General features: G+C 72.3%; 14 protein-coding genes. 11 read left to right on the top strand and 3 right to left on the bottom strand.

The window, feature by feature from the left end; all coding sequences use genetic code 11:
* Positions 1-137: 137 nt before the first annotated feature.
* Entirely contained in the window at positions 138-1,175 is a 1,038-nt protein-coding gene (locus OIE12_RS08825; RefSeq protein ID WP_329133475.1) for a LacI family DNA-binding transcriptional regulator, read from the bottom strand.
* A 130-nt stretch (positions 1,176-1,305) separates the two neighbouring features.
* On the opposite strand from OIE12_RS08825, the gene OIE12_RS08820 reads away from it, so the two are divergent.
* Genes OIE12_RS08820 through OIE12_RS08805 form a run of 4 tightly spaced genes read left to right on the top strand, consistent with a single transcriptional unit; the run spans position 1,306 to position 6,776 of the window.
* Complete coding sequence (locus tag OIE12_RS08820; RefSeq protein WP_329133473.1) at positions 1,306-2,607, top strand: ABC transporter substrate-binding protein; 1,302 nt, start codon at positions 1,306-1,308, stop codon at positions 2,605-2,607.
* Positions 2,608-2,614: 7 nt separating this feature from the next.
* On the top strand, positions 2,615-3,571 hold the full coding sequence (locus OIE12_RS08815; RefSeq protein ID WP_329133471.1) for a carbohydrate ABC transporter permease: 957 nt from the start codon (positions 2,615-2,617) through the stop codon (positions 3,569-3,571).
* Positions 3,568-4,386 (top strand): carbohydrate ABC transporter permease, encoded by an 819-nt coding sequence (locus OIE12_RS08810; RefSeq protein WP_329133469.1) that lies wholly within the window; start codon positions 3,568-3,570, stop codon positions 4,384-4,386. Before OIE12_RS08815 ends, OIE12_RS08810 begins: the two co-directional genes overlap by 4 nt.
* Positions 4,383-6,776, top strand: a complete 2,394-nt coding sequence (locus tag OIE12_RS08805) for a glycoside hydrolase family 3 N-terminal domain-containing protein (RefSeq protein ID WP_329133467.1) — start codon at positions 4,383-4,385, stop codon at positions 6,774-6,776. The genes OIE12_RS08810 and OIE12_RS08805 overlap by 4 nt, the downstream gene beginning before the upstream one ends.
* Positions 6,777-6,942: 166 nt before the next feature.
* Here OIE12_RS08805 and OIE12_RS08800 read toward each other — a convergent pair whose 3' ends face one another.
* Positions 6,943-8,208, bottom strand: coding sequence for a glycosyltransferase family 87 protein (locus OIE12_RS08800; RefSeq protein ID WP_329133465.1), 1,266 nt, complete (start codon positions 8,206-8,208; stop codon positions 6,943-6,945).
* A 152-nt stretch (positions 8,209-8,360) separates the two neighbouring features.
* Between OIE12_RS08800 and OIE12_RS08795 the strand changes: the two genes are divergently transcribed.
* The gene (locus tag OIE12_RS08795) at positions 8,361-9,503 is read left to right on the top strand and encodes a glycosyltransferase family 4 protein (protein WP_329133463.1); all 1,143 of its coding nucleotides are present in this window, start codon (positions 8,361-8,363) and stop codon (positions 9,501-9,503) included.
* A gap of 155 nt (positions 9,504-9,658) precedes the next feature.
* Here the strand turns inward: OIE12_RS08795 and OIE12_RS08790 are convergent, their stop codons facing one another.
* A complete protein-coding gene (locus OIE12_RS08790) occupies positions 9,659-11,455 on the bottom strand; it encodes an AMP-dependent synthetase/ligase (RefSeq protein WP_329133461.1) in 1,797 nt (598 codons plus the stop codon).
* A 304-nt stretch (positions 11,456-11,759) separates the two neighbouring features.
* On the opposite strand from OIE12_RS08790, the gene OIE12_RS08785 reads away from it, so the two are divergent.
* The 6 genes from OIE12_RS08785 to OIE12_RS08760 all read left to right on the top strand — a co-directional run bounded on the left by OIE12_RS08785 (position 11,760) and on the right by OIE12_RS08760 (position 17,323).
* Positions 11,760-12,566, top strand: coding sequence for a metallophosphoesterase family protein (locus OIE12_RS08785; protein WP_329133459.1), 807 nt, complete (start codon positions 11,760-11,762; stop codon positions 12,564-12,566).
* 140 nt (positions 12,567-12,706) lie between these two features.
* Positions 12,707-13,147 (top strand): SRPBCC family protein, encoded by a 441-nt coding sequence (locus OIE12_RS08780; protein WP_329133457.1) that lies wholly within the window; start codon positions 12,707-12,709, stop codon positions 13,145-13,147.
* A gap of 220 nt (positions 13,148-13,367) precedes the next feature.
* Positions 13,368-14,570 (top strand): ArsA family ATPase, encoded by a 1,203-nt coding sequence (locus OIE12_RS08775; protein ID WP_329133455.1) that lies wholly within the window; start codon positions 13,368-13,370, stop codon positions 14,568-14,570.
* A 34-nt stretch (positions 14,571-14,604) separates the two neighbouring features.
* Positions 14,605-15,138 (top strand): DUF5304 domain-containing protein, encoded by a 534-nt coding sequence (locus OIE12_RS08770; protein ID WP_329133453.1) that lies wholly within the window; start codon positions 14,605-14,607, stop codon positions 15,136-15,138.
* Positions 15,139-15,193: 55 nt separating this feature from the next.
* Positions 15,194-16,147, top strand: coding sequence for an ROK family glucokinase (locus OIE12_RS08765; protein WP_030382258.1), 954 nt, complete (start codon positions 15,194-15,196; stop codon positions 16,145-16,147).
* Between the two features lie 417 nt (positions 16,148-16,564).
* The gene (locus tag OIE12_RS08760; RefSeq protein ID WP_329133451.1) at positions 16,565-17,323 is read left to right on the top strand and encodes an endonuclease/exonuclease/phosphatase family protein; all 759 of its coding nucleotides are present in this window, start codon (positions 16,565-16,567) and stop codon (positions 17,321-17,323) included.
* Positions 17,324-17,333 lie beyond the last annotated feature (10 nt).

The following is a 17,333-nucleotide window of genomic DNA, read 5'->3' as shown; positions in this document are numbered from 1 at the left end:
GTTTCGCACAGTTCCCCGCGCCCCTATCAGGGGCGCGGGGAACTGCGCAATCTTTTCGGGGGTCCGGGGGCGGAGCCCCCGGGGACGGGAAGGGTAGGGGCGGCGGGGGCGAAAACCCTCCTGGGCGCGCCCCGCCGTCAGGCGTTCGGCGCCGCGCTGCTCTGGCGAACCACCAGGCGCGTCGCCAACTCCATGCGGAGGGCCGGCCGATCCGCCTCGGCCGGCTGGAGGAGCATGCGCGCCGCCTCCTCCGCCATCTGCCGCAACGGCTGGTGCACCGTCGTCAGCGGCGGACTCGACCACTCGGCGAGCGGCACGTCGTCGTAGCCCACGACCGACAGGTCCTCCGGGACGCTCAGCCCCTGCCGCCGCGCCGCCTCCAGCACCCCCAGCGCCTGCAAGTCGCTGCCCGCGAAGATCGCGGTGGGCCGGTCGGGAAGCGCGAGCAGCTCCATGGCCTGCTCGAAGCCGCCCTGGACGTGGAAGTCGCCGTAGCGGACCAGACGTTCGTCGGTCTCCAGGCCCGCCATCGTCATCGCGGAGCGGAAGCCGTCCAGCCGGGCCAGTGAGCACATCATGTCCATGGGGCCGGTGATGATGGCGATGCGCCGGTGGCCGAGTTCGGTCAGATGCCGGGTCGCGGCCATGCCGCCGGCCCAGTTCGCCGAGCCCACCGAGGGCACGTCCGCCTCGGGGTCGCCCGCCGGGTCGATGATGACGAACGGCACGGCACGGGAGCGCAGTTGGCGCTTGACCTTGTCGGGCAGCGAGGAGAAGACCAGCACCACGCCCAGCGGCCGGCGCTGCAGCACCCCCTCGACCCACTCGCGCCCGGGCGCGTGCCGGTCGCCGCTCTCGCTCAGCACGACGCTGGCCTTGTGCTGCTTCGCCACGTTCTCCACGCCGCGGATCAGCTCCATCGCCCAGACGCTCTCCAGCTCCGGGAAGACCAGCTCGATCAGCGGCGCGTGCGAGGACGTCGCGGCCCGGCGCCGGTAGCCGTGGTTCTCCAGCAACTGCTCCACCCGGGTCCGGGTGGCGGCCGAGACGTCCGACCGTCCGTTGAGGACTTTCGAAACCGTCGAAAGGGACACACCGGCCTGGGCGGCGACCTCCGCGAGGGTCACCCTGCCGGTCGTGCTGTCCTCGTCAGTCAGGCTCATGGGCAGCAGCATAGGGCACGGCCCCCGGTAACGGTTCGGTCGCGGCCGCACACCCCCGTTGACCGAGCGGAAACACTCGCCTAATGTCCCGGCAACAGCGAATTTCGTAAGCTGCATCGAAACTTTCGAAAAGGGGTGGGTGATGCGGACACGTACTCGGTTCTCCCGCATGCTCGTCGGTGGTGTGACCCTGGGCATGGCGCTGTCACTCTCCGCGTGCGGGGGCGACAGCGGGTCGGGCTCCAGCGACGGGAAGATCCACGTACTGGTCTACGGGGACGCCACCAACAAGGTCGAGAAGGCAGTCGTCGCCGAGTTCAACAAGACCTCCGAGGTCAAGGTGGTCCTCGACACCATCCCCGGCGCGACCTATCAGCAGAAGCTCCAGACGATCATCAACACCCCGCAGGCCCCGGACGTCTTCTACAACTGGGGCGCCGGCAGCATCCAGCCGTTCGTCAAGGCCGGCCTGCTGATGCCGCTGGACGACTTCATCAAGGACGACCCCAAGCTGAAGTCGGCGTTCCTGCCGAGCGTCTTCAACGCGGCCGAGGTCGACGGCAAGGCCTACGGCATCCCGATGCGCGGCACCCAGCCGGTGCTGCTCTTCAGCAACGACAAGGTCCTCAAGGACGCCGGCACGACGGCCCCCAAGACCTGGGACGACCTGCTCGACTCCGTCAAGAAGCTGAAGAAGTCGGGCGTCACCCCGATCGCGCTGGGCGGTGGCGACCAGTGGCCGACCCTGATGTGGTTCGAGTACCTCTACGACCGCATCGCCGGCCCCGACCTGCTGAAGAAGGCCGTCGCCGGTGACAAGGACGCCTGGGCGAGCGAGGACAGCAAGAAGGCCCTGAACAAGCTCAAGGAGCTCGTCGACACCGGCGCCTTCGGCACCAACTACGACTCGGTGAAGTACACCGACGGCGGCTCGCCCGCGCTGATCGCGCGCGGCAAGGCCGGCTTCGAGCTGATGGGCTCCTGGTACTACTCCCAGCAGCAGACCGACGCCAAGGAATTCGCCGAGAAGGACCTCGGGTACCACCCCTTCCCGACCATCGACGGCGGCAAGGGCGACCCGAACGACGTCGTCGGCAACACCAACAACTACTACTCGGTGATGAAGAAGACCAAGCATCCCGAGGCCGTCGCGAAGTTCCTCAAGCTGATGTACAGCGACAAGTTCATCAAGCGGCAGCTCGCCATCGGCAACCTGCCGACCACGACCAACACCGAGAAGTTCCTGGACACCGCCTCCAACCCGGACTACGCCCACTACCAGTTCGACCTGGTGAAGAAGGCCCCGTCCTTCCAGCTCTCCTGGGACCAGGCCTACCCGCAGTCCGCGAGCGAGCAGATGCACCAGGCGGTGCAGCAGTTCTTCAACGGCTCGATGGACGTCGACGGATTCATCAAGGCCATGCAGGCCCTGCCGACCGCCTGAGTCCGCCATGACCACACAGCTGACACATGCGGCCGCCCCCGTGAAGACCTCCGGCCGCGGCAGCGGCCGGGCACGGGGCGGACAGGCCGCCGACGTGGGCCGCCCGGGCTTCGCCTGGGCGGTCCCCGCCACGATCTTCTTCGTCCTCTTCGCCATCCTCCCGCTGCTCGCCGTCGCGGTCCTGTCCTTCATGAGCTGGGGCGGCATCGGCGACCCCGAATGGGTCGGCCTCGACAACTGGAGCCGGGTCTTCGACGACCCGGTCATGATCAAGAGCATCTGGCTGACCCTGCTGCTCACCGTGCTCGGCGTCGTCCTGCAGACCCCGCTGAGCATCCTGATCGGCGTCTGGGCGGCCGGCACGCAGCGCAACCGCGCGGTGATCTCCGCCGTCTACTTCGTGCCGCTGCTGCTGTCCTCCACCGCCGTCTCGGTGCTGTGGCGGGCGCTGCTCGACCCGAACTTCGGCATCCCCTCCGAGGCGACCTGGCTGTTCGGCGACGGCAACCTGTTCGGTGAGCAGTCCACCGCCATCGGGGTCCTCGCCTTCGTCTCCACCTGGCAGTTCACCCCGCTGCACAGCCTGATCTACCAGGGCGCCGCCCGGGCCATCCCCCAGGTGCTCTACCAGGCCGCGCAGATCGACGGCGCCGGACGGGTGCGGCAGTTCTTCCACATCACCCTGCCCCAGCTGCGCAACTCGATCATCACCTCGATGATCCTCATGGTCGTCGGCGGCCTCACCACCTTCGAGACCGTCCTCATCCTGACCCAGGGCGGACCCGGCACCGACACCACCATCAGCGCCTACTACATGTACCAAAAGGCCTTCAAGAGCTTCGACTTCGGTGCCGGCGCCGTCATCGCGCTGCTCCTGGTCGTCGCGGCCACGATCATCTCGCTGATCGTCGTACGCCTCTCCGGCTACGACAAGATGCGCTCCACCATGGAGGGTGTGTCATGAGGCGACGCCCCAACTACCTGGCCGGCGTGGCCTCCGTCGCCTGGCTGATCATCGTCGCCCTGCCGCTGTACGTCATGCTGTCGGCGACCGTGCAGTCCAAGGGCGACTACGCCAAGGGCAGCCCGCTCTCCTGGCCCGAGCACTTCACCTTCGAGAACTACTCGGGCGCCTTCGACGAGGGCTTCGGGAAGTTCTTCCTCAACACCCTGATCGTCACCGTGGCCGTGGTCGCCATCGTGGTGCTGCTGGTGCCGCCGCTCGCGTACGCCGTCGTCCGCAGCCGCTCCCGCGTCGCCTCGGGTGTCTTCCGGCTGTTCCTGCTGGGCCTGGCCATCCCCGCCCAGGCGGTGATCGTGCCGATGTTCTACCTGATCAGCGAGGCCGGGCTGTACGACAACCTGATCGGTGTCATCCTGCCCACCGCCGCGTTCTGCCTGCCCATCTCCACGCTGATCCTCAGCGGGGCCATGCGGGACATCGGACACGAACTCTTCGAGGCCATGGCCGTGGACGGCGCCTCCCCGCGCCGGATGTTCCTGCAACTGGTGCTCCCGCTCTCCAAGGGCGGCATCTCCACCATCGTGGTGTTCTCCGCGCTCCAGGCCTGGAACGGCTTCCTCTTCCCGCTCGTCCTGACCCAGTCCGACTCCACCAAGGTCATCACCCTGGGTCTGTACAACTTCCAAACCGAGCACGGCATCAACGTCCCCGGCACGCTCGCCGCGGTGTTCATGTCCATGGTGCCGATCCTGCTCGTCTACCTGTTCGCCCGCCGCGCCCTGGTCCAGGGCCTGATGGGCGTCGGAGGAAAGTGACCGCCAACGTGGCTGTTGAGACAACCCCCGTCACCTCGACCACTCCCACCACCCCCACCCCGCCGGTCTGGCAGGACAGCGGTCAGGATCTCGACACCCGGGTCACCGCCCTGATCGAGGCCATGACCGTCGAGGAGAAGATCGCCCAACTCGTCGGCGTCTGGGTCGGCGCCTCCGACGAGGGAGGTGAAGTCGCCCCGCACCAGCACGACATGGAGGAGGCCGTCGATCTCGACGCGCTGCTCCCCTCGGGCCTCGGGCAGCTCACCCGCCCCTTCGGCACCGCCCCCGTCGACCCGGCGCTCGGCGCGCTCTCCCTGCTCCGCACCCAGCAGCGCATCACCGCCGCCAACCGCTTCGGCATCCCCGCCCTCGCCCACGAGGAGTGCCTCGCCGGCTTCGCAGCCTGGCGGGCCACCGCCTATCCCGTGCCGTTGTCCTGGGGCGCCACCTTCGACCCGGACCTCGTACGGAAGATGGCCGCCGCCATCGGCCGCGACATGGCCTCCGTCGGCATCCACCAGGGCCTCGCCCCCGTCCTCGACGTGGTGCGCGACGCCCGCTGGGGCCGGGTGGAGGAGACCATTGGCGAGGACCCCTACCTCGTCGGCACCGTCGCCACCGCCTACGTCCAGGGCCTGGAGTCCGCCGGGATCGTCGCCACCCTCAAGCACTTCGCCGGCTACTCCGCCTCCCGCGCCGGACGCAACCTCGCCCCCGTCTCCATGGGCCCGCGCGAACGCGCCGACGTGCTGCTGCCGCCCTTCGAGATGGCGATCCGCGAGGGCGGCGCCCGCTCCGTCATGCACGCCTACACCGACACCGACGGCGTCCCCTCGGCGGCCGACGAGGATCTGCTCACCGGACTGCTGCGGGACACCTGGGGCTTCGACGGCACCGTCGTCGCCGACTACTTCGGCATCGCCTTCCTCAAGACCCTGCACGGCGTGGCCGCCGACTGGGCCGAGGCCGCGGGCACCGCGCTGCGGGCCGGCGTCGACGTCGAACTGCCCAGCGTCAAGACGTTCGGCGAGCCGCTGCGCGCGGCCGTCGCCGACGGCCGCGTCCCCGAGGCACTCCTCGACCGCGCCCTGCGCCGGGTACTCACCCAGAAGGGCCAGCTCGGCCTCCTCGACGCCGACTGGGACCCGGTGCCGCCGGTCCTGCGCGGGGCCGCGCTGGACGACACCTCCGCCCTGCGCGGCACGGTCGACCTCGACCCGCCCGGCAACCACGCACTGGCCGCGGACCTCGCCGACCGGGCCGTGATCCTGCTCGGCAACAACGGCGTCCTGCCGCTCTCCGCGCCCCGCCGGATCGCCCTGATCGGCCCCCAGGCCGACCAGCCGAACGCCGTGCTCGGCTGCTACTCCTTCCCGGCGCACGTCGGCGTCCACCACCCCGCCACCCCCGTCGGCATCGAACTGCCCACGCTGCGCGAGGCGTTGGTACGGGAGTTCCCGAACGCGGAGATCGTCACCGTGCGCGGCGCGGACGTCGACGGCGAGGACACCTCCGGGTTCGCCGCGGCCGTGCGGGCGGCGCGCGACGCCGACGTGGTGGTCCTCGCGCTCGGCGACCGGGCCGGGCTGTTCGGGCGCGGCACCAGCGGCGAGGGCTGCGACGCCGAGTCGCTCGCCCTGCCCGGCGTGCAGCAGGCCCTCCTCGACCGGCTGCTCGACGTCGGGACGCCGCTGGTGCTGACGCTGCTCGCGGGGCGGCCCTACGCGCTCGGCCGGGGGGCGGCGGAGGCCGACGCGCTCGTGCAGTCCTTCTTCCCCGGCGAGGAGGGCACGGCGGCCATCGCCCGGGTCCTCAGCGGCCGTACGAACCCCTCGGGGCGGCTCCCGGTCAGTGTGCCGGCCGGGCCGGGCGTCCAGCCGACCACCTATCTCGTCGCCAGGCTGGCCCAGGCCAGCGAGGTCTCCGCGATCGACCCCGGGCCGGCGTTCGCCTTCGGCCACGGGCTGTCGTACACGAGCTTCGAGTGGAGCGAGCTGGTCGTGGAGGACGAGGAGACCGGTACCGACGGGGAGTTCCGGCTCGCGTTCACGGTGCGGAACACCGGGGACCGGGAGGGGACGGAGGTCGTGCAGCTGTATCTGCACGATCCGGTGGCGTCGGTGGTGCAGCCGGTGCAGCGGCTGATCGGCTACGCGCGGGTGTCGCTGGCGCCGGGCGAGTCCCGGCGGCTGACGGCCCTCGTCCCGGCGGACGTGGCGTCCTTCACGGGGCGGGACGGGCACCGGGTCGTCGAGCCCGGTGACCTGGAGCTGCGCCTGTCCGCGTCGTCGGCGGATCCGCGCCTGACGGCGACGGTCCGCCTGACGGGTCCCACCCGCCGGGTGGACCACAACCGCCGCCTGCATGCGGTGATCGAGGAGGCGTAGGGAGTTTTCGCCCCCGCCGCCCCTACCCCTCCCGTCCCCGGGGGCTGCGCCCCCGGACCCCCGCCAAAAGATCGCGCAGTTCCCCGCGTCCCTGGCAGGGGCGCGGGGAACTGCGCGAGCAACCACAGACCCACCCGTAGCCGCCCGACAACCCGCCCCCCCCGAGCTACTGGGCGCCGGACGGGGTCGAAGGGGCGGAGCCCCTGGAGGACGGGGAGGGTAGGGGCGGCGGGGGCGAGAACAACTCCTCGTGGGCCGGCACCGTGTCCCGCCACAACGCCCGCGCCGCGATCACCGCCGCGCAGACGAGCAACCCGTTCCGCACCACCAGCAGCGCGACCCCCAGCCCGTCACTCGCCACCACCTCCGCGAAGAACAGCGGAAACTCCAGCACCGTCACCGGACACGCCACCAGTACCAGCCCCACCGGAACCGCCATCCGGCTCCCCCGGCAGCACAGACACACCGCCCCGAGCCCCACCAGCCACACCAGATACTGCGGACTGATCACCCGGCTCGTCACCGTGAACACCAGCACCGCCACGAACGCCGCATCGACCACCGTGTGCGCCGCGACCCTCCGCACACTCACCCGCCACAGCACCAACCACCCCACCCCCACCACGCTCAGGAACATCGCCCCCGAACTCACCACCCCCACCCACGGCCCGAGGAACTCCACCGAGCCGTAGTTGAGCAGCACCTCCCCCCGCCACCGCCCGAAAAGCCGCGCCACATGGAAGACGAGCGCACCCAGCGACTCCACCTCCGTCCCCCGCCGGCTCTGGTAGCCCAGGAACGAGAACGCCCCCGGCACCGCCACCGCGCACACCAGTGCGAGCCCACCCGCGACCACCACCGCCGCGCCCCACGCCCTCCGCCGCACCACCCCCACCAGCAACAGCACCGGCCACCCCTTCACCAGCGCACCGAACCCCGCGAGCGCCCCCAGCACACGCGGCCGCCGCGCCCCCACCACCAGCGCGCCCACCGCCACCGCCGTCACCATCACGTCGTACCGCGCGTACACCGTCGGCCCCAGCAGCGCGACCCCCACCGTCCACAGCCACGCCCCGCGCACGGGGCGCGCACCGCCCCCGTCCCGCGCCCCGGCGGACAGCAGCAGGCCCAGCACCACCAGATCGGCGAAGAACGCGAGGACGAAGAAGGCGTGCGCGTAGTCAAGGAACGGCAACAGCGCGGGGGAGAGGATCGCGAGCGCGGCGGCCGGCGGGTACTGCCAGGAGACGTCCCCACTCGGGAACACACCGGTGCGCAGGACGTCGTACCAGCCCCGGTAGATCACCGACACGTCGCTCGTGACGTCCGGCCCCGGGAACACCCACACCTTGTAGACGAACAGCAGCAGCGCCAGCCGGGTCCCGGCCCAGACGGCGAGCACCCCGAGAGGAATCCGTCGCGTACCCGCCATGCCCACGCAAGCCCCGTCCGTCCGTCACCGCCGCCGTGCCGGGACATGATCGCGTGAGTGGCTGTGCGGCAGCCGTGAGGCGGGGCCGTGCCGCACGGTGAATACGACCGGGCGGCGGGTCCCGTACGCCCCGTTCGGTACTGTCGTCGGCGATGCACAAGACCCTGATCGTGACCAACGACTTCCCGCCCCGGCCCGGCGGCATCCAGGCATTCCTGCACAACATGGCGCTGCGGCTCGACCCGGAGCGGCTGGTCGTCTACGCCTCCACCTGGAAGCGGAGCCGGGAGGGCGTGGCCGCGACGGCCGCGTTCGACGCCGAGCAGCCCTTCACCGTCGTACGCGACCGCACGACGATGCTGCTGCCGACGCCCGCCGCCACCCGCCGGGCCGTCGGACTGCTGCGCGCACACGGCTGTACGTCGGTCTGGTTCGGCGCGGCGGCACCGCTCGGCCTGATGGCCCCCGCGCTGCGCCGGGCCGGTGCCGAGCGGCTGGTCGCCACCACCCACGGCCACGAGGCCGGCTGGGCCCAACTCCCCGTCTCCCGGCAGTTGTTGCGGCGGATCGGCGACTCGGTGGACACGGTCACGTACCTCGGCGACTACACCCGCTCCCGCATCGCCCCCGCGCTCACCCCGGCCGCCGCCGGGCGCATGACCCAACTGCCGCCCGGCGTCGACGAGAAGACCTTCCACCCCGGCTCCGGCGGCGCCGAGGTCCGCGCCCGGCTCGGCCTGAGCGACCGTCCCGTGGTGGTCTGCGTCTCCCGCCTGGTGCCGCGCAAGGGCCAGGACACGCTGATCCTCGCCCTGCCCCGCATCCTCGCCCTGCACCCCGACACCGTGCTGCTGATCGTGGGCGGCGGCCCCTACGAGGGCGACCTGCGCCGCCTCGCCCGCGAGACGGGCGTCGCGGATTCCGTCCGCTTCACCGGCTCCGTACCGTGGGCGGACCTCCCCGCCCACTACGGCGCCGGCGACGTCTTCGCCATGCCCTGCCGCACCCGCCGCGGCGGCCTCGACGTCGAGGGCCTCGGCATCGTCTACCTGGAGGCCTCCGCGACGGGCCTCCCCGTCGTCGCCGGCGACTCCGGGGGTGCCCCCGACGCCGTACTCGACGGCGAGACGGGCTGGGTGGTACGCGGCGGAGAGCCCGCGGAGGCGGCGGACCGCATCAGCGCGCTCCTGTCCGACGAGGCCCTACGACGTCGGATGGGGGAGCGGGGCCGCCAGTGGATTGAGGAGAAGTGGCGCTGGGACCTACTGGCGGAGCGCCTGAAGGCCCTGTTGTAGACGGCTCGCTTTCAGCCACCGGCGGGGGCAGCGCCCCTCCAAGGGGCGCGGGGCTGTGTCGATGTGCGGCTCCGCCGCGTGGGCGCGAGCAACCAAGAACCCACTCGCACCCGCCCACGGCGAAAAGCCCCCACCCCCTAAGGCGCCCCCACCGCCTACCGCACGTAGATCCCCTCGATCTCGGTCGCGAAGTCCTTCGCGACCACCCCCCGCTTCAGCTTCAGCGACGGAGTCAGATGCCCCGACTCCTCCGTGAACTGCTCCGCCAGTACACGGAACTTCCGTACCGACTCCGCCTTCGACACCGCCGCGTTCCCGTCGTCCACCGCGCTCTGCACGGCCGCGAGCAGCTCGGGGTCCTCCCGCAGGGACGCGGCCGTGGACCCGGCGGGCTTGCCGTGGTCCGCGGCCCACCGGCCCAGGAACTCCTCGTCGAGCGTGACCAGCGCGCCCACGAACGGGCGTCCGTCGCCGACCACCATGCACTCCGCGACCAGCGCGTGCGCGCGGATGCGGTCCTCGATGACCGCGGGGGCGACGTTCTTGCCGCCCGCGGTGACGATGATCTCCTTCTTGCGGCCGGTGATCCGGAGATAGCCGTCCTCGTCGAGCGTGCCGACGTCGCCCGTGTGGAACCAGCCGTCGGCCAGCGCCTCCGCGGTGGCCGCCTCGTTGTTCCAGTACCCCTTGAACAGATGCTCGCCGTGGAGCAGCACCTCGCCGTCGTCCGCTATCCGGACGACCGAGCCGGGCAGCGGCTGTCCGACCGTGCCGATCTTCTGCCGGTCCCAGGGGTTGAACGCCGTCGCCGCGCAGGACTCGGTCAGGCCGTAGCCCTCCAGGACCGTGAAGCCGATGCCGCGGAAGAAGTGGCCGAGCCGCTCGCCGAGCGGGGCGCCGCCGGAGATGGCGTACTCGCCGCGCCCGCCGAGCACCGCCCGCAGCTTGCCGTAGACGAGCCTGTCGAAGAGCTTGTGCCGGATCCGCAGCCCGAGGGAGGGGCCGGAGTCGGTGTCCAGGGCCCGGCTGTACGCGATGGCGGTGTCGGCGGCCCGGTCGAAGATCCTGCCCTTGCCGTCGGCCTGCGCCTTGGCGCGCGCCGCGTTGTAGACCTTCTCGAAGACGCGCGGCACGCCGAGGATGAGCGTGGGCCGGAAGGAGGCCAGTTCGTCGGTGAGGTTCTTGATGTCGGGGAGGCAGCCCAGCTTGATCGGCGCCATCATCGGCGCGACCTGCACCAGTCGCCCGAAGACGTGGGCGAGGGGCAGGAACAGCAGCACCGAGCACTCGCCGGTGCGGAACAGCGGACGCAGCCGTTCCACCACGTTGCCGCACTCGGCGAAGAAGGAACGGTGGGTGAGGACACAGCCCTTGGGACGGCCCGTGGTGCCGCTGGTGTAGACGATGGTGGCCGGATCGTCCGCCCTGGCCAGCGAGGAGCGCTCCTCCACCGTCGCGTCGCTGACGTCCCGGCCGAGCCGCCCCAGCTCCGCCACGCCGCCGGCGTCGATGCCCCACACGTGCTTGAGCGCGGGCAGCGCCTCGCGCACCGACTCCACGGCCGCCGCGTGCGCGTCGCTCTCCACGAGGCAGGCGGTGGCGCCCGAGTCGCCGAGGATCCACTGCACCTGCTCCGCCGAACTGGTCTCGTACACCGGCACGGTGATCGCGCCGGCGCTCCAGATCGCGAAGTCCAGCAGCGTCCACTCGTAGCGCGTACGGGACATCAGCCCCACCCGGTCGCCCGGCTGCACGCCCGAGGCGATCAGGCCCTTCGCCGCCGCCCGCACCTCGGCGAGGAACTCGGCCGCCGTGACGTCCTGCCAGCCGCCGTCCGTCCTGCGGGCGATGACCGCCACGTCGGGATGCTGCGCGGCGTTTCTGCGGACGATGTCGGTCAGATTGCCGTCCGCGGGGACCTCGTACAGAGCCGGAAGGCTGAACTCGCGCAAGACTGCTGCTCCTCATAGGGCGCCGACGCCACGACGTCGTGCTGCGACGGTGCGGTCCAAGGCTGGGGCGGGTGCGCGGGGGCCCGGCGAACGCGGTGGCCGAAACCCTGAGCACGACTGGACTGCCCGGACGTTACCCGTCGGTATGGCTTCCGGGACAGGGGGTCCCTGGGAGATGTTCGGTGTGTCACACGCCGTGGCGTCACCGGGGTCACGGTAGTGCAGACAGGCGATAACCGGCCAGTAACCGACGGTTCGACCCGTACTGTTCACCATGGCTCCGCGCCCCCTACCCTTGATCACCATGGCACGGACTCCCGGCGGTGACCGCAGAAGCCCGACGACCAGGATCCACGTGGTCAGCGACGTGCACGGCAACGCGCGCGACCTGGCCCGCGCGGGGGACGGCGCGGACGCCCTGGTCTGTCTGGGCGACCTCATCCTCTTCCAGGACTACGCCGACCGCTCGCGCGGCATCTTCCCCGACCTCTTCGGTGTGGAGAACGCCAACCGGGTCATCGCCCTGCGCACCGCCCGCCGCTTCGAGGAGGCCCGCGAGTTCGGCGCCCGGCTGTGGCGCGCGCTCGACGTCGACCGGACCACCGCCGTCGAGACGGCGGTACGGAAGCAGTACGCCGAACTGTTCGCCGCGTTCCCCACCCCCACGTACGCCACCTACGGCAACGTCGACATGCCCGCGCTGTGGCCGGAGTACGCCGGTCCGGGCACCCGCGTCCTCGACGGCGAGCGCGTCGAGATCGGCGGCCGGGTCTTCGGGTTCGTCGGCGGCGGACTGCGCACCCCCATGCGGACGCCGTTCGAGATCGGCGACGAGGAGTACGCGGCGAAGATCGAGGCGCTGGGGGAGGTGGACGTGCTGTGCACCCACATCCCGCCCGAGGTGCCCGAACTCGTCTACGACACGGTCGCGCGCCGCTTCGAACGCGGCAGCCGGGCCCTCCTCGACGCCATCCGTCGCACCCGGCCCCGGTACGCCCTCTTCGGCCACGTCCACCAGCCGCTGGTCCGGCGGATGCGGATCGGCCGCACGGAGTGCGTGAACGTGGGGCACTTCGCGCGGACCGGGCGGCCGTGGGCGCTGGAGTGGTGAGGCCGTGGCCCCCCTGCGATGCGGCGGTGGAGAGGCGCGGTGACCACGGGGTCGCCGCTGCGCGGTAGCCTTCCGCTGCACATACGTGCGCATCTGCGCACACCCTCCCTGACCGGACCGCATCTGGAGGAGCCACGGCGATGGCGGAACACACCAGCTCGAGCATCACGATCGAGGCGGCACCGGCCGACGTCATGGGGGTGATCGCCGACTTCGCCCGCTACCCGGACTGGACGGGCGAGGTGAAGGAGGCGGAGGTCCTCGCGACGGACGGGCAGGGGCGCGCGGAGCAGGTGCGCCTCGTGATGGACGCGGGGGCGATCAAGGACGACCAGGTGCTGGCGTACACGTGGGGGTCCGGGAACGAGGTGTCCTGGACGCTGGTGAAGTCGCAGATGCTGCGGTCGCTGGACGGGTCGTACCTGCTGAGGCCGGCGGGGGCGGGGGCGACGGAGGTGACGTACCAGTTGACTGTGGACGTCAAGATTCCGATGCTCGGGATGATCAAGCGCAAGGCGGAGAAGGTCATCATCGACCGGGCGTTGGCGGGGCTGAAGAAGCGGGTGGAGTCGGGGCGGTAGTTTTCCGCCCCCGCCGCCCCTGCCCGTCCCATCCTTGCCAAGGGGCTCCGCCCCTTGGACCCCGGCACGGGGCTTCGCCCCGTTTCGCGCAGTTCCCCGCGCCCCTGAGAGGGGAGCGGGGCTGTGCCAATGTGCGGCTCCGCCGCGTGGGCGCGATCAGCCACGAGGCACCCGCACACGCCCGACAATCCGCACCCCCCGAGCTCTGAGGCGCCCCACCATGCGCATCCTCCTTGTCACCGGCCCCGGCGGCTCCGGTCGGACCACCGTCGCTGCCGCCGCCGCGCTTCGCGCGGCCCGGCGCGGTAGCCGCACGCTGCTCCTCTCCGCCGACCCCGACGACACCCCCGGCGCCGCCCTCGGCATCCCCACCCACGCCACCCCCACCCCCGTCGAAGACGCCCCGGGCCTCACCACCTGGCGTCCGGACGCCCGCACCCGGTTCCGCGACGATCTCCTCGCCCTCCAGAACCGTGCCGCCTCCGCGCTCGAACTCCTCGGTGCCGCCCGGTTGGACGCCGAGGAGCTGACCCCGCTGCCCGGCGCCGCCGAGCTCGCCCTGCTCGGCGCCCTCCGCGACGCCGCGCTCTCGGACGCGTACGACCTGATCGTCGTCGACCTGCCGCCCGCCCCGCAGGCCCTGGCCCTGCTCGCCCTGCCCGAGCAGCTGCGCCGCTATCTGCGCCGGCTGCTGCCGCGGGAGCGGCAGGCCGCCCGCGCGCTGCGGCCGGTGCTCGGCCGGCTCGCGGGCGTCCCCGTCCCCACCGAGCGGCTCTACGAGGCCGCCGCCCGCTGGGACACGGCCCTCGGCGCGACCGAGGCCGTCCTCGCCGACCCGGCCACCACCGCCTGGCTGGTCGCCGAACCCGGCCCGGCCGGCGCCGACGCCGTCCGCACCGCCACCACCGGGCTCGCCCTGCGCGCCCTGCGCCTGGACGCCGTGATCGCCAACCGGGTGCTGCCCGACCCCGGCGCCGACACCTGGCTCGCCGGGCCGGCCGCGCAGCAGCGCAAGACGCTCGACGAGTGGCGGGAGACGTACGGCACCGCCGCCGTCCACCCCGTCCCGCACCTCGGGCACGACCCGCGCGGCACCGACGACCTGGCCGGGCTGCCGCTCCCCGTTCCCGACCCCGGCGGCCCGGCGCCCGCCCCGGTCGAGTGGCCGGTCACCGACGGGCCGGCCGAGGACGGCGACGGCCTCCTCGTCTGGCACCTCCCGCTGCCCGGCGCGACCCGGGAGGAGCTGGACCTGGTCCGGCGCGGCGACGAACTCGTCGTCACCGCCGGCCGGTTCCGGCGCATCGTCCCGCTCCCCTCCGCGCTGCGCCGCTGCACCGTCGCGGGCGCGGCCCTGCGCGAGGGCGAGCTGCGCGTCCGGTTCGCCCCCGATCCGGCGCTGTGGCCCGGGCGGTTCGGGTAACGTCGAAAGGACGATACGCAGTCAGGAGCCCGCCATGAGCGAAGAGCGCCGTCACTCCGACGAAGCCGACGAAGCCGCCTTTGACGCCGCTCGGGAAGCGGCGGAGGCGGACCGGGAAGCGAACCGGGAACCGGACCGGCCCCAGGCCACCGACGCCGACGCCTGGGCCACCGCCACCGCCGAGGACCTCGCCGAGGAGCAGGCCCGCCGCAAGGCCCAGTACGGGGCGCCGTCCGGTTCGGCCGCCGAGGAGTTGCGCCGGTTCGTCGACACCGTGGCCGACAGGCTCACGGGGCTCCAGTCGCCGCTGTTCGGCGCCGCCGCCTCCGGTGCGGCCCAGCAGATGGTCGACCAGGTGGTGCGCCAGGCGAGGGCGGTCGTGGAGCCGGTCATCGAACGGAACCCCGACGTCTTCGACCACCTCGCCGCCGCCGGCACCGAACTGCTCGCCGCCTACCGCAGCGCCGTGCAGGCCCAGGAGGGCCGCTGGACCGCCCGTGACCAGGGCACGGACCCTCGCAAGGACGACGAGGGGCCGGGCCCCGGCGAGCACATCGACGTGGACTGACAGCGCCCTCGGGTACGGTTGACCACAGCGGGGCTCGACCGGAACTGAGGGATTCATGGGACTCACCATCGGCGTCGACATCGGCGGCACGAAGATCGCGGCCGGCGTGGTCGATGAGAAAGGCAACATCCTTTCCACCTTCAAGGTGCCGACCCCCACCACACCCGAGGCCATCGTGGACGCCATCGCCGCCTCGGTGGAGGGCGCGCGGGCCGGGCACGAGATCGTCGGCGTGGGCATCGGTGCCGCCGGTTACGTCAACCGGCAGCGGTCCACGGTCTACTTCGCGCCGAACATCGACTGGCGGCAGGAGCCGCTGAAGGAGAAGGTCGAGGCCCGGGTCGGGCTGCCGGTCGTCGTGGAGAACGACGCGAACGCGGCGGCGTGGGGCGAGTACAAGTTCGGTGCGGGCCAGGGCCACCGCAACGTCATCTGCATCACGCTCGGCACGGGGCTCGGCGGCGGCATCATCATCGGCAACAAGCTGCGCCGCGGGCACTTCGGGGTGGCCGCCGAGTTCGGCCACATCCGCATGGTGCCGGACGGGCTGCTGTGCGGGTGCGGCAGCCAGGGCTGCTGGGAGCAGTACGCGTCGGGGCGGGCGCTCGTGCGGTACGCGAAGCAGCGGGCGAACGCGACGCCGGAGCGCGCGGACATCCTGCTCGCGCTCGGGGACGGGACGCCCGACGGGATCGAGGGCAAGCACATCTCCGTCGCCGCGCGCCAGGGGTGCCCGGTGGCGGTCGACTCCTACCGGGAGCTGGCCCGCTGGGCGGGTGCGGGTCTCGCCGACCTGGCGTCGCTGTTCGACCCGTCCGCGTTCATCGTCGGCGGCGGGCTGTCGGACGAGGGCGACCTCGTTCTCGACCCGATCCGCAAGTCCTACAAGCGGTGGCTGGTCGGCGGCAACTGGCGGCCGGTGGCGGACGTCATCGCCGCGCAGCTCGGCAACAAGGCCGGCCTCGTCGGTGCGGCCGACCTGGCTCGAGAGCCCGACCCCATCATGTGACAAGGGGCCACTGCCCCTTGGCCCCCCGGGGGCGCGGGAGAGCCCGGGCGGTGGGGCGCGTGGGCGGGTGCGGGTGGGTTCGTGGCTGGTCGCGCAGTTCCCCGCGCCCCTGAAAGCCCGGGGGCGCCTCCAGCTCTCAAGGGGCGCGGGGCTGTGTCCGATCTGCGGCTCCGCCGCGGGGTCGCGAGAAGTCGCCGTGCCCCGTAAGGGGTGCGGGGAACTGCGCGAGGAGTCCCCACTCACCCGCAGCCGCCACACAACCCGCCCACCCGAGCTCTCCCGCGCCTCACTCCACCCACCCCCGCTCCTCCGCTCTCCGGGTCGAAGGGGCGGAGCCCCTGGGGGCAGGGAAGGGCAGGAGCGGCGGGGGCGAGGAACCCCTCCGGCGGCAACCCCCCGCGGCGTATCTTGATCACCATGCCCACCACACCCCCGTTGCCCTCTTCCCGCACGGACCCCGACGGCTCCGCCGTCCTCCGCGCCCTCACCTACAACGTCCGCTCCCTCAAGGACGACACCGACGCCCTCGCCCGCGTCCTCACCGCCTGCGCCCCGGACCTCGTCCTCCTCCAGGAGGCCCCCCGCTTCTTCCGCTGGCGCAAGAAGATCGCCCGCCTCGCCGCCGCCTCCGGCCTCGTCATGCTCTCCGGCGGCGGCACCGCCGCGGGCCCCGCCCTGCTCTGCTCCCTGCGCGCCACCGTCGAACGCACGCAGGACGTCCTGCTGCCGCTCACCCCCGGACAGCACCGCCGCGGCTTCGCCACCGCGGTCGTCCGCTTCGGCGGCGCCCAGCTCGGCGTAGTGAGCTGCCACCTCTCGCTCCATGAGCAGGAGCGGTACGAGCAGGGCGGCCTGCTCCTCGACCGCGTCGCCGCCCTCGGCACGCCGCACGTCCTCGCCGGCGGCGACCTCAACGAGCCCCCCACCGGCCGCACCTTCCGCCGGCTCGCCGCCGACCTGCGGGACTGCCGGGAGACGGCGCCCTGGGGCGCGGAGGAGACCTGGACCCGTACGGAGCCGCACCGCCGCATCGACGCGCTCTTCGCCACGAAGGGCGTCGAGATCCTCGGCTGCGGGGTTCCGCTCGGTCACCCGGGGGTGCGCGGATGCGACCTGAGGGCGGCCAGTGACCACCTTCCGGTACTGGCCGCCCTCAAGGTTCCGGCCGCGGGCTGAGCGGCGGGGG

The sequence above is a fragment of the Streptomyces sp. NBC_00670 genome, assembly GCF_036226765.1.
Classification (GTDB): Bacteria; Actinomycetota; Actinomycetes; order Streptomycetales; family Streptomycetaceae; genus Streptomyces.
This window is presented reverse-complemented; position numbering and strand designations above follow the sequence as displayed.

What these genes read in the sequence shown, in the direction of transcription:
- OIE12_RS08815 (WP_329133471.1), top strand. Translation starts at nt 2,615, where the DNA reads ATGACCACACAGCTGACACATGCGGCCGCCCCCGTGAAGACCTCCGGC.
- OIE12_RS08825 (WP_329133475.1), bottom strand. Translation starts at nt 1,175, where the DNA reads ATGCTGCTGCCCATGAGCCTGACTGACGAGGACAGCACGACCGGCAGG.
- OIE12_RS08775 (WP_329133455.1), top strand. Translation starts at nt 13,368, where the DNA reads ATGCGCATCCTCCTTGTCACCGGCCCCGGCGGCTCCGGTCGGACCACC.
- OIE12_RS08770 (WP_329133453.1), top strand. Translation starts at nt 14,605, where the DNA reads ATGAGCGAAGAGCGCCGTCACTCCGACGAAGCCGACGAAGCCGCCTTT.
- OIE12_RS08800 (WP_329133465.1), bottom strand. Translation starts at nt 8,208, where the DNA reads ATGGCGGGTACGCGACGGATTCCTCTCGGGGTGCTCGCCGTCTGGGCC.
- OIE12_RS08795 (WP_329133463.1), top strand. Translation starts at nt 8,361, where the DNA reads ATGCACAAGACCCTGATCGTGACCAACGACTTCCCGCCCCGGCCCGGC.
- OIE12_RS08760 (WP_329133451.1), top strand. Translation starts at nt 16,565, where the DNA reads ATGCCCACCACACCCCCGTTGCCCTCTTCCCGCACGGACCCCGACGGC.
- OIE12_RS08765 (WP_030382258.1), top strand. Translation starts at nt 15,194, where the DNA reads ATGGGACTCACCATCGGCGTCGACATCGGCGGCACGAAGATCGCGGCC.
- OIE12_RS08785 (WP_329133459.1), top strand. Translation starts at nt 11,760, where the DNA reads ATGGCACGGACTCCCGGCGGTGACCGCAGAAGCCCGACGACCAGGATC.
- OIE12_RS08810 (WP_329133469.1), top strand. Translation starts at nt 3,568, where the DNA reads ATGAGGCGACGCCCCAACTACCTGGCCGGCGTGGCCTCCGTCGCCTGG.
- OIE12_RS08780 (WP_329133457.1), top strand. Translation starts at nt 12,707, where the DNA reads ATGGCGGAACACACCAGCTCGAGCATCACGATCGAGGCGGCACCGGCC.
- OIE12_RS08820 (WP_329133473.1), top strand. Translation starts at nt 1,306, where the DNA reads ATGCGGACACGTACTCGGTTCTCCCGCATGCTCGTCGGTGGTGTGACC.